At 70.3% G+C, this 12,955-nt stretch carries 13 protein-coding genes and 1 pseudogene; 9 read left to right on the forward strand and 5 right to left on the reverse strand.

Annotated elements, in window-relative coordinates:
• The first annotated feature begins 19 nt into the window (after positions 1-19).
• Positions 20-310, forward strand: coding sequence for a DUF2087 domain-containing protein (locus G401_RS0133030; RefSeq protein ID WP_027345847.1), 291 nt, complete (start codon positions 20-22; stop codon positions 308-310).
• Here the strand turns inward: G401_RS0133030 and rsgA are convergent.
• The gene (gene rsgA / locus G401_RS0133035; protein ID WP_027345848.1) at positions 277-1,371 is read right to left on the reverse strand and encodes a ribosome small subunit-dependent GTPase A; all 1,095 of its coding nucleotides are present in this window, start codon (positions 1,369-1,371) and stop codon (positions 277-279) included. The two genes, G401_RS0133030 and rsgA, sit on opposite strands and share 34 nt — an antisense overlap.
• The gene (gene aroA, locus G401_RS0133040; protein WP_027345849.1) at positions 1,341-2,627 is read right to left on the reverse strand and encodes a 3-phosphoshikimate 1-carboxyvinyltransferase; all 1,287 of its coding nucleotides are present in this window, start codon (positions 2,625-2,627) and stop codon (positions 1,341-1,343) included. Before aroA ends, rsgA begins: the two co-directional genes overlap by 31 nt.
• A gap of 130 nt (positions 2,628-2,757) precedes the next feature.
• Between aroA and G401_RS0133045 the strand changes: the two genes are divergently transcribed.
• The 4 genes and pseudogenes from G401_RS0133045 (at position 2,758) to rsrA (ending at position 5,479) form a co-directional block, all read left to right on the forward strand.
• On the forward strand, positions 2,758-3,420 hold the full coding sequence (locus tag G401_RS0133045; protein WP_027345850.1) for an SOS response-associated peptidase: 663 nt from the start codon (positions 2,758-2,760) through the stop codon (positions 3,418-3,420).
• A gap of 246 nt (positions 3,421-3,666) precedes the next feature.
• A pseudogene (locus tag G401_RS50125) lies at positions 3,667-3,999 on the forward strand (WhiB family transcriptional regulator); the annotation flags it as partial.
• 443 nt (positions 4,000-4,442) lie between these two features.
• Entirely contained in the window at positions 4,443-5,234 is a 792-nt protein-coding gene (locus G401_RS0133055; protein WP_245601916.1) for a sigma-70 family RNA polymerase sigma factor, read from the forward strand.
• Entirely contained in the window at positions 5,231-5,479 is a 249-nt protein-coding gene (rsrA, locus tag G401_RS0133060) for a mycothiol system anti-sigma-R factor (protein ID WP_027345852.1), read from the forward strand. Before G401_RS0133055 ends, rsrA begins: the two co-directional genes overlap by 4 nt.
• 192 nt (positions 5,480-5,671) lie before the next feature.
• Here rsrA and G401_RS58720 read toward each other — a convergent pair whose 3' ends face one another.
• Complete coding sequence (locus G401_RS58720) at positions 5,672-5,746, reverse strand: 50S ribosomal protein bL37 (protein WP_407636963.1); 75 nt, start codon at positions 5,744-5,746, stop codon at positions 5,672-5,674.
• A gap of 213 nt (positions 5,747-5,959) precedes the next feature.
• Here G401_RS58720 and G401_RS0133065 point away from each other — a divergent pair, with 213 nt between their 5' ends.
• Positions 5,960-6,175, forward strand: a complete 216-nt coding sequence (locus tag G401_RS0133065; protein ID WP_027345853.1) for a biotin/lipoyl-binding carrier protein — start codon at positions 5,960-5,962, stop codon at positions 6,173-6,175.
• A gap of 7 nt (positions 6,176-6,182) precedes the next feature.
• On the opposite strand, the gene G401_RS0133070 is transcribed toward G401_RS0133065, so the two are convergent.
• Positions 6,183-6,743, reverse strand: a complete 561-nt coding sequence (locus G401_RS0133070) for a TetR/AcrR family transcriptional regulator (RefSeq protein WP_027345854.1) — start codon at positions 6,741-6,743, stop codon at positions 6,183-6,185.
• A 145-nt stretch (positions 6,744-6,888) separates the two neighbouring features.
• Here G401_RS0133070 and G401_RS50130 point away from each other — a divergent pair, with 145 nt between their 5' ends.
• The 3 genes from G401_RS50130 to G401_RS0133085 all read left to right on the forward strand — a co-directional run bounded on the left by G401_RS50130 (position 6,889) and on the right by G401_RS0133085 (position 11,346).
• Positions 6,889-8,505: an MDR family MFS transporter gene (locus G401_RS50130; protein WP_051367492.1), complete on the forward strand. Its 1,617-nt coding sequence runs from the start codon at positions 6,889-6,891 to the stop codon at positions 8,503-8,505.
• Positions 8,506-8,724: 219 nt separating this feature from the next.
• The gene (locus G401_RS0133080; protein ID WP_027345855.1) at positions 8,725-9,756 is read left to right on the forward strand and encodes an SIS domain-containing protein; all 1,032 of its coding nucleotides are present in this window, start codon (positions 8,725-8,727) and stop codon (positions 9,754-9,756) included.
• A gap of 48 nt (positions 9,757-9,804) precedes the next feature.
• Positions 9,805-11,346, forward strand: coding sequence for a sensor histidine kinase (locus G401_RS0133085; protein ID WP_027345856.1), 1,542 nt, complete (start codon positions 9,805-9,807; stop codon positions 11,344-11,346).
• Between the two features lie 6 nt (positions 11,347-11,352).
• Here G401_RS0133085 and G401_RS0133090 read toward each other — a convergent pair whose 3' ends face one another.
• Positions 11,353-12,906 (reverse strand): glycosyltransferase family 39 protein, encoded by a 1,554-nt coding sequence (locus G401_RS0133090; RefSeq protein ID WP_027345857.1) that lies wholly within the window; start codon positions 12,904-12,906, stop codon positions 11,353-11,355.
• Positions 12,907-12,955: the final 49 nt, after the last annotated feature.

The following is a 12,955-nucleotide window of genomic DNA, read 5'->3' on the forward strand; positions in this document are numbered from 1 at the left end:
CGGTAGCGTCGGCGGGGTGATGGACACCGACCGGCAACGGGAGGCCGTACTCAAGGCGTTTCTCGCCCCGGACGGCTCCCTGACGAGCATGCCCACCCGCGCGACCAAGCGCCGCTACGTGCTGGAGCACATCGCGGCCGCCTTCGAACCCGGCGTGCGGTACGCCGAGGTCGAGGTCAACGCCGTGCTGCGGGCGTTCTACGAGCGGGACTACGTCGCCCTGCGCCGCTATCTCGTCGAGAACGGCCTCCTGGAGCGGGAGAACGCCACGGCGACCTACTGGCGGTCCGGCGGATACGTCGAGGTCTGACGGTCCTGGACGTCCTCCTCGGTGCTGTTGCGGGAGCCGAGGAGGCGGCGGAAGGACGCCAGCCGGCGCTCGTCGGCGTGCCCGGCCGCGACCCAGGCGTCCAGCGCGCACTCGCCGCCCAGGTGCTCGCAGTTGGGCGGGCAGTCGACCGTTCCCTCGACCAGGTCGAGGAAGCCGTGCAGGAGGTTGTCCGCGGTCACGTGGGCCAGCCCGAAACTGCGTACGCCGGGGGTGTCGATGATCCAGCCGGGATCCTTGCGACCCTTGCCGACCGGCGGCAGCCGGAGGGCCACGGCGCTCGTGGAGGTGTGCCGGCCCTTGCCGATCGCGCTGACCGCCCCGACCGCCCGGTCGGTGCCCGGGATGAGCCGGTTGACCAGGGTCGACTTGCCGACGCCGGAGTGCCCGACGAGCACCGACACCTGGCCGGCCAGCGCCTTGCGCAGTGCGGTGAGGTCGCCCTCGGGGCCGGTCAGCAGGTGGGGCACGTCGAGCGCGGCGTAGTAGTCCAGGATTTCGTGCGGGCTCGCCAGGTCGGACTTGGTCAGCAGCAGCAGCGGCTCGATCTCGGCGTCGTACGCGGCCACCAGGCACCGGTCGATGAAGCCGGTACGCGGCGGCGGGTCGGCCAGCGCGCTGACGATGACGAGCTGGTCGGCGTTGGCCACGACGACCCGTTCCAGCCGGCCCTCGGGGGTCGTGTCGTCGTCGTCGGCCGTCCGCCGCAGCACGCTCGTACGCTCGGCGATCCGCACGATCCGGGCCAGCGAACCGGGCGCGCCGGTGGTGTCGCCGACGAGGGCCGCCCGGTCGCCGACGACGACGGATTTGCGGCCCATCTCCCGGGCGCGCATGGCGGTCACGAGCTCGTCGCTCTCGCCCCGGACACAGGTGTACCGGCCGCGGTCCACGGCTATCACCAGTGCGTCGATGGCGTCGTCGTGCTTGGGTCGCGTACGCGTCCGGGGGCGTGAACCCCTCGTGGGGCGTACGCGCACGTCGTCCTCGTCGTACTCACGTCGCTTGGTCGTCAAGAGCTCGTTCCTGTCATGGCACTCCATAGTGCCGGGAACTCGGGGAGGGTCTTGGCTGTACACGCCACATCGCTCAAGACGATACCGGGGACGGCCAGGCCGAGCAGCGCCCCGGCGTGGGCCATCCGGTGATCGTCGTAAGTTTCGAACGCGGTGCCGGTCAGCGGCCGCGGCCGGATCTCCAGCCCGTCGTGGCGCTCCTCGACGTCGGCCCCGAGCGCGACGAGTTCCCGGGCCAGCGCGGCGATCCGGTCCGTCTCGTGCGTACGCAGATGGGACACGCCGTGCACCTTCGAGGGCGCGTCGGCCAGCGCGGCGAGGGCGACGACGACCGGGCCGAGTTCGCTGGCGTCGTGCAGGTCGACGTCGACGCCGTGCACGACCCCGCCGCCGCGGACCACGAGACCGGCCTCGGTCAGCGTACAGGTGCCGCCCATCCGGGTCAGGATCTCGCGCAGCCGGTCGCCGGCCTGCGTACTGGTCCGGGGCCAGCCCGGCACGGTCACCGTGCCGCCGGTCACGAGCGCGGCGGCCAGGAACGGCGCCGCCGTGGACAGATCGGGCTCGATCGGCCACGCCCGGCCGAGCAGCCGCCCGGGCTCGACCCGCCAGACGTTCTTGACCGAGTCGTCCACGGCCGCCCCGGCCGCGCGCAGCATCAGCACCGTCATGCGCAGCTGCGGCGCGCTCGGGATCGCCGGGCCGTCGTGGCGCAGCGTCAGGCCGTGGTCGAAGTCGGGCGCGGCCAGCAGCAGGCCGGAGACGAACTGGGTCGACTCGGACGCGTCGAGGACCACCTCGCCACCGCGTACGCCGCCCTGGCCGTGGATCGTCATCGGCAGGCCGTCGGCCGTGCTCGCCTCGATGCGTACGCCGAGCGCGCGCAGGGCGCCGACGAGCGGGGCGAGCGGCCGGCGGCGGGCGGCCGGCTCCCCGTCGAACGTGACCGCGCCGCTCGCCAGGCCGGCCAGCGGGGGCAGGAAGCGCATGACGGTCCCGGCCCGGCCCACGTCCACGTGCGCGGGGCCGGCCAGCGGCCGGGGCCGGACCACCCAGCGCTCGTCGGCCAGCGTCGAGACGGTGACCCCGAGCGCGCGCAGCCCGGCCGCCATCAGCTCGGTGTCGCGCGCCCGCAGCGGATGCTCCAGCGTCGAGGTGTCCACCGACAGGGCGGCCAGGACGAGGGCGCGCGCGGTCATCGACTTCGAGCCGGGCAGGGGCACGACCGCATCGACGGGTCCGGCGGCTGTGGGTGCGGCCCAAGGTGTCGCGCGCTTCGTCACCCGCCCATTCTGACGGGCGGGCGGACCCGCGGATAGGGAGTGAGCGAAGGGTGGCGTACCGGTGGCGCACCCTTTCGTGTCCGAGGTGGACGGCCGGATTTCGTCGGACCGGGCGGGTAGCGTCCCCGGTATGTGCGGCCGATACGCCACCACCCGCTCCTCGGCGGACCTGAGCAGCATCTTCGAGGCCTACGACGAGACGTCCGGGTCCGTGCGCCCCGACTACAACGTGGCCCCCACCGACCCCGTCCCGATCGTCCGGGTCGCCGAGGAGACCGGCGCGCGCGTGCTCACCGTCGCCCGCTGGGGCCTGATCCCGTTCTGGGCGAAGGACCACCGGGTCGGCGCGCGCATGATCAACGCCCGGGCCGAGACCGTCATGACCACCAGGGCGTACGCGCGGTCGTTCGAACGCCGTCGCTGCCTCGTCCCGGCCGACGGCTGGTACGAGTGGGCCCGCCGACCGGCCGGCAAGCAGGCGTATTTCATGACGGCGCCGGATCTCGTCTTCGCCGGGATCTGGTCGACGGGCGCGGATCGGCTGAGCTTCAGCGTGCTGACGACGGCGTCGGCGGGACCGCTCGCCGAGGTGCACGACCGCATGCCGCTGCTGCTGCCCCGCGACCGGTGGGCGGAGTGGCTGACGGCTACTGCGAGTGACGGCCTGCTCACCCCTGCGTCGCCGGAATATCTCTCCACAGTAGAGATTCGGGCAGTCGGTCCGGCCGTGGGAGATGTCCGTAACGACGGCCCGGATCTGATCGCACCGATCGATGATGGTCTACTCTTTTGAATCGTAGTCGATCTTCATATCGTGACACGGGGTAGTCGTCGGAACGGTCGATTCTGTGCCGATTTCGGAGTCATTGATGGTGATTTGTCGCTGAGGAAAGTTGCCGACCTCCTGACGAACCCTTGTCCGGGGGCGCGTTTGTGCGGTAGAACACAGCGCCGGTGCAAGGCCGTCAGGCCCCACCACCGGGTACGCGCCGCGCATCGATCGCGCGGCGGGAAGGCGACCCACGGGGGAGGTGGGTGGATGACCCGGGCGCGTGTTCCACGCCCGCACGAAGTCGCGGCGGCTCGTCGCGATCCGAGACTGCTGAGAGCCGCCACCGAGCGGCAGAACGACACCGCCTGGCGTACGCGTGGCGTGTGCCAGTCCGTCGACCCGGAGACGTTCTTCCCGGCGCCGACGGATCCGCCCGACGCGGCCATCGCCCTCTGCGGCACCTGCGACGTGCGGGGTGCCTGCCTGGCCTGGGCGCTGGACGCCGGCGACTGCCACGGCGTGTGGGGCGGCACGACCGCCAGGGAGCGCCGTGCGATGGTCGTCGCCTGGCGTACGCCCGAACAGCCCGAAGAGAACCCGTACGCGGAACAGCCGTCGACGACGCCGGCCCGCACGCTGGGACCCGAGAAGCCGGCCCGGGTCGCGGGCGGCCGACGGGGACGGCGGGGCGCGACGGGCGTGCAGCACGAGCGCGGGCCAGCTGGCGTACAGCATGAGCAGGAAAGTCCGCCGGTGTTCATCCCACTGCAGCGGACGACTCCGCTGGAGGCCCTCGTCGGGTGAGCCGGGGAGGGCTTGCCCGAGCCGGCGGGAGTTCAGTCAGCCGGGGAGGGCTTGCCCGAGCCGCCAGGAGTGCGGTCAGCCGGGGAGGGCTTGCCCGAGCCGCCAGGAGTTCAGTCAGCCAGGGTGTGATCCACGTGACGCGTACCGGGCGGATCGGAAATTCACCGACCAGGAATTCCCCGACCGCCCGGGACGTTGAGCAGGCCGTAGACCTTGAAGGGGTTGATGGCGTGCGTACCGTGACGAGAACACCGTCCGACCGGATGCTGAAGGTCCGGATCGAGCCGGAGGAGTGGCGCTCGGGGGCCACCCTGGGCGACTCGACCGCCCTGCCCGCCGACGTTCTTGCGGCGCCGCTGCTGGGTACCCGCGTATCCTCAGCGGGGCGGGCCGTGGTTCAGCGGCCGCGGAAGGGCGAGAGGGTGACGCAGGAGACGACGGACGACCGGCGCGCGCGGTTCGAGCGGGATGCCATGCCCTTCATCGACCAGCTCTACCCGGCTGCCCTGCGCATGACGCGGAACCCGGCGGACGCCGAGGACCTGGTCCAGGAGACCTACCTGAAGGCGTTCGCGGCCTTCCACCAGTTCGAAGAGGGCACCAACCTCAAGGCCTGGCTGTACCGCATCCTCACGAACACCTTCATCAACTCGTACCGGCGCAAGCAGCGCCAGCCCGTGCAGGCGCCCACCGAGGAGATCACGGACTGGCAGCTCGCCGAGGCCGAGTCGCACACCTCGTCGGGCCTGAAGTCGGCCGAGACCGAGGCGCTCGAGCGCCTGCCCGACAGCGACGTGAAGGAAGCCCTGCAGGCGCTGCCGGAGGAGTTCCGCCTCGCGGTCTACCTCGCCGACGTGGAGGGCTTCTCCTACAAGGAGATCGCCGACATCATGGGTACGCCGCTCGGCACCGTGATGTCCCGGCTGCACCGCGGCCGGCGCAACCTGCGGGGGATGCTGGAGCATTACGCGGCCGAGCGCGGCATCATCGCCGCCGCGGAGCGTTCGTCCGACCATGAGGTGACGGCATGAGCGACGAGTGCGAGGACGTCCTGGACGAGGTATACCTCTACCTCGACCTGGAGTGTTCCGACGAGCGACGCCAGCTGATCAAGAGCCATCTCGACGAGTGCTCGCCGTGCCTGCGCGAGTTCGGCATCGAGCAGGAGGTCAAGGCGCTGGTCGCCCGCTGCTGCGGCGCCGAGAAGGCCCCCGACGAGCTCAAGGCGCGCCTGCGCGCCAAGCTCTCCGAGATCTCAGTCGAAGAGCGAGCCTGACCGACAAGAAGCGCCGCCCCAAGCGGGAGCGGCGCTTCTTTGTACCTGTAGGCACCCACAGTTGGGCCCCGCACTCGGCCCGCGACGTCCGGCAGTGCAAGATCCGCAAACGAAGTTTGAGGATCTCTGTGCTGACGGACGTTGCATTATGGGGCCGAGTGCCCGGCACCGCCCGAAGGGCGGGCCCAGAAGCTAGGCGTTGGGGCGCTTGCCGTGGTTCGCGGAACTCTTCTTCCGCGCCTTCTTCTTGCGTGACTTCTTCGCCATGCCCGGCTCCTCTCCGCTTGGCGCCGAGGCTACCCGACTCTGAGTTCGCGCCGAGGCTCCCCAGCTCTAGATCCGCGCCGAGGTTCCCCGGCGGTTGGCTGTCCGTTTTGAGCATCTCAATTTACCATCCGGCAAGGGTGTCGGGTTGGGCTGCGTCCGGGTACGCCTGCGTGGTTGGATGAGGCGAGCAACGACGCTTTCGGGAGGACGGCGATGGCCGAGGAGATCCGGGCCGAGATGGTGGCCAACGTGTGGAAGGTCGTGGTGAACGAAGGGGACGACGTCTCCGACGGCGACACCCTCGTGATCCTCGAGTCCATGAAAATGGAGATCCCGGTCCTCACCGAGGCCGACGGCAAGGTGACCCGGCTGGCCGTGGGCGAGGGCGACGTGGTCCAGGAAGGCGACCTGATCGCCGTCATCGGCTAGCGCCGGTCTACCCCTCGATCAGCTCGTACGCCATGTCGAGCGCGGTCTTCATGCGCTCCTCGTCGGTGAGACCGTCGCCGTCGAGGATGAACCAGCAGGCGTGCAGCGTGAAGAACGCCATGGCCGCCCGGAGCCGCTTCGCCGGCGGATCGCCCGGGTCGACGAGCAGGTCGATGATGCTCGACATGCGTTCCTTGAAGTTGCGTCCCGACGGACGGTCCTTCATGGACGCCTGGTTCCGCTCGAAGAAGCGCATCACCTTGTGGTGCTGGCTCTGCATGAGACTTTCGGCGTACCGGCGGAGGAACTCCTTGCGGGCCTCCAGGGTCCGGGGCTGCTCCGCGGCCCACGCTGCCATCTTCTCGACGCGGGCGATCTGGTCGGCCGTGAGGCTGTCGACGATCTCCTCTTTGCTCTTGAAGTGGTAGTAGAGCGCGGCCTTCGTCACCCCGAGGCGCTCGGCGATCTCCCGGAGCGACGTCTGGTCGTAGCCCTGCTCGGTGAAGAGTTCCAGCGCGACGGACTGGATGCGCGTACGCGTGTCGCGCCCCTCGATCTGCTCGCCCATCGACTACTTCTCCTCATGTTCCCCGGTTGTGAGGGGGGCTTACTCGATTGCACTTGACGCGCCGTCGGTTATCAACTTACCGTACGGCTAGTCAGTTTGCTAGCCGGTCGGCAAGTAAGTCCATCGGCCATCACGAGGGGGGCTCGTGTCCACCACTCCCGAAGCCGCACTACCGAAGCCGAATCTTCGCGTGGTGCTGCCGGGCATCCTGCTGGCGATGATGCTGGCGATGCTCGACAACATGGTCGTCGGCACGGCCATGCCCAAGATCGTGGGCGAGCTGGGTGGACTGTCCCAGCTGTCCTGGGTCGTCACCGCGTACGTGCTGGGGACCTCGGTCTCGACGCCGATCTGGGGGAAGCTCGGCGACCTCTACGGCCGCAAGAAGGTCTTCCTGACCTCGATCATCCTGTTCATGATCGGGTCGATGCTCTCCGGTGCCGCCGGTGAGTTCCACTGGCTGAACGACGCCGTCAGCCCGATGACGCAGCTCATCGCGTTCCGCGCGTTCCAGGGCCTGGGCGCGGGCGGTCTGATGGTCGGTGCGTTCGCCCTCATCGGCGACCTCGTCCCGCCCCGCGAGCGCGGCAAGTACCAGGGCCTCATGGGCGGCATCATGGCGATCGCGATGATCGCGGGCCCGCTCGTCGGCGGTCTGATCACCGACCACGCCTCGTGGCGCTGGATCTTCTACATGAACCTGCCGATCGGCGCGGTCGGCTTCGTGATGCTGGTGGCCTTCCTGCACCTGCCGAAGAAGACGACCGAGCACAAGATCGACTGGCTGGGCGCGGTCGTGCTCGGGATCAGCATCACCTCGATGGTCCTCATCACCACCTGGGGCGGCAAGGAGTACGCCTGGGGCAGCTGGCAGGTCCTCGGCCTCGGCGCCCTCGCCCTGGTGACGCTGGCCGCGTTCGTGATCATCGAGCTGCGCGTACCGGAGCCGGTGCTGCCGCTGCACATCTTCAAGAACCGCAACTTCGCGGTGGTCAGCGGGATCGGCTTCCTGGTCGGCTTCGCGCTCTTCGGTGCGATCGCCTTCCTGCCGCTCTACCAGCAGACCGTCCAGGGCGCGTCGGCGACCAACTCCGGCCTGCTCCTGCTGCCGATGATGCTCGGCGTCATGGTGACCTCGTTCGTCATCGGAAAGATCATCACGGACACGGGCAAGTACCGGATCTACCCGATCATCGGCGGCACGATCATGGCGATCGCCATGCTGCTGCTGACCCGCCTGACCGACCACACCAGCAAGTTCGAGTCCACGATCTACATGGTCGTGCTCGGCCTCGGCATGGGCTTCCTGATGCAGACCACGCTGCTGATCGCGCAGAACAGCGTACAGATGAAGGATCTGGGCGTGGCCAGCTCGACGGCGACCTTCGTGCGGTCGATCGGCGGTTCGTTCGGTGTCTCGATCTTCGGCGCGGTGTTCAACAGCCGCCTCAAGGAGAGCGTCACGAACGACCTCGGCCCGCAGGCGGCCACGATGATCGACAAGGTCGGCGGCAACCTCGGCAGCGAGGGCATGGCGCAGGTCTCCAAGCTGCTGCCGGCCGATCAGATCCAGGCGTTCGTCACGGCGATCAAGCACGCCATCGCGTACGCGACGTCGGGCCTGTTCTGGTGGGCGTTCGCGTTCGCGGTGCTCGTGCCGGTTCTGGCGATCTTCGTCAAGGAGGTCCCGCTGCGCACGTCGAACCAGCCCACGGCGAACGCCGAGGGCGAGCCGGCGCCGGCGCTGCTCGCGGTCGAGTGACGGCTGGCCGCAGGACGCGGCATTGATCTCGACGCCCCCGGGGATTTCCTCCCCCGGGGGCGTCGTTTCTTCTTGACGGTCTTTCCGTTCCATGCGCCGGCGAGAGTGGTGCGCGGTTCTGCTCACATTGGTTGCCTCCTCGTGATTCTGCGTGCAAGACTGAGCGCGGTTTGAGCACGAGATGAGCGGAGATCGAGCATGACTGAGCGCGGCGCCGGAATGGCGACCGACATCGCCGAGCAGCCCGAGGTCTACGGCAAGCTGCTGGAGGCGCCGAGCGTGGCCGCGATCGAGCAGGTGGCGCGGGCCATCGCCGAGCGCCGGCCGAAGCACGTGGTCTTCACCGCGCGCGGCACGTCGGACCACGCCGCGCTGTACGCGGCGTACCTGACCGAGATCCGGCTGGGCATCCCCGCCGGGCTCGCCTCGCCGAGCGCGATCACCGTCTACGGCGCGCGGCCCGACTTCTCCGAGGCCCTCGTCGTGGGCGTCTCGCAGTCCGGCGGCTCGCCCGACCTGACCGAGGTACTCAAGATCGCCCGCGAGCAGGGCGCGCTGACCCTCGCCGTCACCAACAACGCCGGCTCGCTGCTCAACCAGACGGCCGAGCTCACCGTGGACGTCGCCGCCGGGCACGAGCGTGCCGTCGCGGCCACCAAGACCTACACCGCCGAGCTGCTCGCCCTGCTCCTGCTGGTCGAGGCGGTCAAGGGCGGCGGCACGGTCCCCGCCGAGGAGCGCGCCGCCCTCGCCGAGCTGCCGGCCCTCGCGGCCCGCACGCTCGAAGACGAGACGCCGGCCCAGCTCGCCGACCGCTACCGCTTCGCCGGGCGCGTCGTCACCACAGGCCGGGGGTACGCGTACCCGACGGCTCGGGAGGCCGCTCTGAAGCTCATGGAGACGTCGTACCTCGCCGCGCTGGCCTTCTCCGGAGCGGATCTCCTGCACGGCCCGCTCGCGATGGCCGATCCGGACGTCCCCGTGCTGGCCGTCCTCGGCACCGGTCCGGGCAGCACCGCGATGGCCGACGTCCTGCACCGGCTCGGCGAGCGCCGGGCCGACGTGGTGACGATCGGGTCGGGCCAGGTCGCCGAGGCGTCCGCCCGGCTGGCCGTGCCCGCGGTCGACGAGCGGTACGCCGCCCTGCTCGACATCCTCCCGTTGCAGCGACTGGCCCTGGCCATCGCGCTCGGCCGGGGCGAGAACCCGGACGCGCCCCGGGGGCTCAAGAAGGTGACCGAGACCCTCTGATCGACCGGCCGGCGCTGAGCACACCCGGCGCTGGCTACTGTTGGTCCCGTGTCCACACTTCGCGATCTCGTCGAGGAACATACGAACCTCGGCCCGGACGACATCGACCACCTGACGCGGTTGGCCGGCGACTGGCAGTTGATCTCCGATCTGTCCTTCGCCGACCTGCTGCTGTGGGTGCCGGTGGCCGATGCGTCCGGATCGCGTACCGGTGATCACGGGGGCGCGCCCGCGTTCATCTGCGTCGCCCAGGTACGCCCGACCACCGCGCCGACGGCGTACCAGGACGATCAGGTGGGCCGCATCGTCGGCGGGCCCGAGGTCGCGCATCTCGCCATCGCCCGTCAGCAGGGCCGGATCTGGCGTGAGGGCGACCCCGTCTGGTACGGCGACACCCCGGCGCGGCACGAGGCCGTCCCGGTCCGCCACCGCCGGGCGGACGGCGAGACCAGCGAGGTCATCGCGGTCGCCGGCCGGGACACGAACCTGTCGACCGCGCGTACGCCGAGCCAGCTCGAACTGAACTACCTGACCAGCGCGGACGACCTCGCGCAGATGGTGGCCGACGGCACCTTCCCGCCGCCCCGGCACCCGGGCGAGACGACCAGCGCCCCGCGCGTCGGCGACGGCCTGATCCGGCTGGACGCGTCCGGCAAGGTCACCTACGCGTCCCCGAACGCGCAGTCCGCGTTCCGCCGTCTCGGGCACGCCTCGCATCTCGTGGGCGAGGATCTGGCCGCCCTGCTCGGCCGGATCGCCGACGACCCGTTGGAGGGCTCCGAGGCCAGCGCGCGCGTCCTGGCGGCGCTGCGCGGGGATTCCCCGGCCCGCAAGGAGATCGAGGTACGCGGGGCCACCGTCCTCACGCGAGCGCTGCCGCTGATCCCGGCCGGCGTACCGATCGGGGCGCTGATCCTGGCCCGCGACGTCACCGAGGTACGCCGGCGTGACCGCGCCCTGATCACGAAGGACGCGACGATCCGGGAGATCCACCACCGGGTGAAGAACAACCTGCAGACCGTGGCGGCCCTGTTGCGGCTGCAGGCCCGCCGGGTCGACGCGCCCGAGGCGAAGGCCGCCCTGGAGGAGTCCGTACGCCGGGTCGCCTCCATCGCCCTCGTCCACGAGACGCTCGCCATGTCGGCCGACGAGGCGGTCGAGTTCGACGGCATCGTCGACCGGGTCGCGACGGCGGCCGCCGAGGTGGCCGGCGGCTTCTCCGGCAGCGGCATCTCGGTACGCGTACGCCGGGAGGGCAGTTTCGGCGTCCTGCCGGCGGAGATCGCGACGCCGCTGGTGATGGTGCTGAACGAGTTGCTGCTCAACGCGGTGGAGCACGCGTTCACCGAGGACTCCGAGGATCCCGAGGTGGTCGTGTCGGCCCACCGGTTCCGCAAGCAGCTGCAGGTGACCGTGGCCGACAACGGCCGGGGGCTGCCGGACGGCTTCAACCCCAGTTCCGCCAAGCGGCTCGGCCTGCAGATCATCCGTACGCTGACCACCGGCGAGCTGCGCGGCAGCATCGAGATGCGCAACCGGGCCGAGGGCGGCGCGGAGGCGTTGCTGGAGGTACCGCTGGCGAAGCGGTGACCGGGGTCAGCCGGGCAGCTTCTCGAAGCGGAGCAGGAACAGGTTCTTCGACCGCCAGATCTTGGCCACCTTGTACTGCTTCAGCAGCGCGATGATGCGGTTGTCCACCTTCTGCAGGTGCAGCGGGTCGGTGGCGGTCGGCGTGGTCACCAGGATGCACACGAACCACATCTGCTGCTGCGTACCGATGTAGTTCTCCGGGGGCCAGTTCTCGTTGGCCGACAGCTGCCCGCGCTGCACCCCTGTCTTCTTGATCAGCACGTCCGTCGGCCGGTACGCCTGCGGGACGTAGTAGTCGACCGCGCCGCGCAGGCCCCAGACCGTGTTCGCGCCGTAGAGGATGCCGTCCTGCGCGGAGGCGTGCTGCAGTTCGAGTTCCCGGGCCATCGCCCGGTAGTCGCCGCCGACGTGGATGTCGGTCAGCCGGACGGCCGGGTTCACCGTGAACTGCATCGGCAGCAGGATCGCGAGCACCAGCGCGGCGCGTACCCACACCGTGCGGCGCAGGGGTCGGTCGGGCCCGATCAGCGAGGCGGCGGCCAGCAGCGTCAACGGGACCACGGCCGACAACGCGTACCGGGGCATCCACATGGGGGAGCGCAGGATCGAGACGGCGATCAGGATGAGCGGCGGCGCGACCGCGAGGGTGGCCAGTTCGGCCACGACGCCGCGCTTCGCCCGGACCGCGAGGGCCAGGCCGATGAAGACGAACGCGATCGCCACGATCCGCGACGAGGCCGCGCTGCCGATCCCGTTGATGTTGGAACCGAAGATCGTAGCGGGCGCCGTCGACAGGTCCCGCCACTCCGGCTTCGGCATCCAGGACAGCTGCGTACCCTGCTGGTGGATGCCGAGATAGACCAGCGGCGCCGCGGCGAGCAGCGGGAGGGCGAGGACGGCGGCCCAGCGCAGGCGTTCGCGGCCGGGGACCCGCAGCCAGACGATCACCGCGTGGCCCAGCAGGATGACGATCGTGAACATGTGCGCGAAGACGGCGCCGGCCATGGCGAGCGCGTAGAACGCCCAGGCGGGCCAGGTACGCCGTTCGGCCGCGCGGTAGCACAGCAGCGTCGCGAGGGTGGCGAAGAAGAGGGCGAGGCCGTAGCCGCGCGCCTCCTGGGCGTAGTAGGTCAGCGACGGGACGAGTGTGAGCATCATCGCGGCAGTGAAGCCGGTCACACCGCCGAAAAGGCGGCGGCCGAGTTCGCCCGCGAGGGCCACGGCGCCGGCGACGGCGAGCGCGGAAGGCAGCCGCATCGCGATCTCGGACGTGCCGAAGACGTCTGTCCAGAAGTGCATGAACAGGTAGTAGGGTGCGATGACACCGTCCATGTGCTTGGCCAGTTCCCACATCTGGCCGACCGTGCGACGGCAGGCGGACAGCGTGGCGAGTTCGTCCCAGCCGAGCGTCGGCTTGCCCAGGTGGTATCGGGCGAGCAGGAGCATGACCAGCCCGGGCACCGCCGACGGGGCGAGCCGGACGGCCAGCCGCCGGGCGAGCGCGACGGAGCGCGTACGCGCGTCCGTCAGGGTGTCGGTGGTCGCGGCCTGTGCGGTCACGTGATCATCTCCTGGACAGGGTGGTGGGGCGGCCCAAGCCTCGCCATGG

Origin of the sequence: Hamadaea tsunoensis DSM 44101 (genome assembly GCF_000428945.1) — a bacterium.
GTDB classification, from domain to species: domain Bacteria; phylum Actinomycetota; class Actinomycetes; order Mycobacteriales; family Micromonosporaceae; genus Hamadaea; species Hamadaea tsunoensis.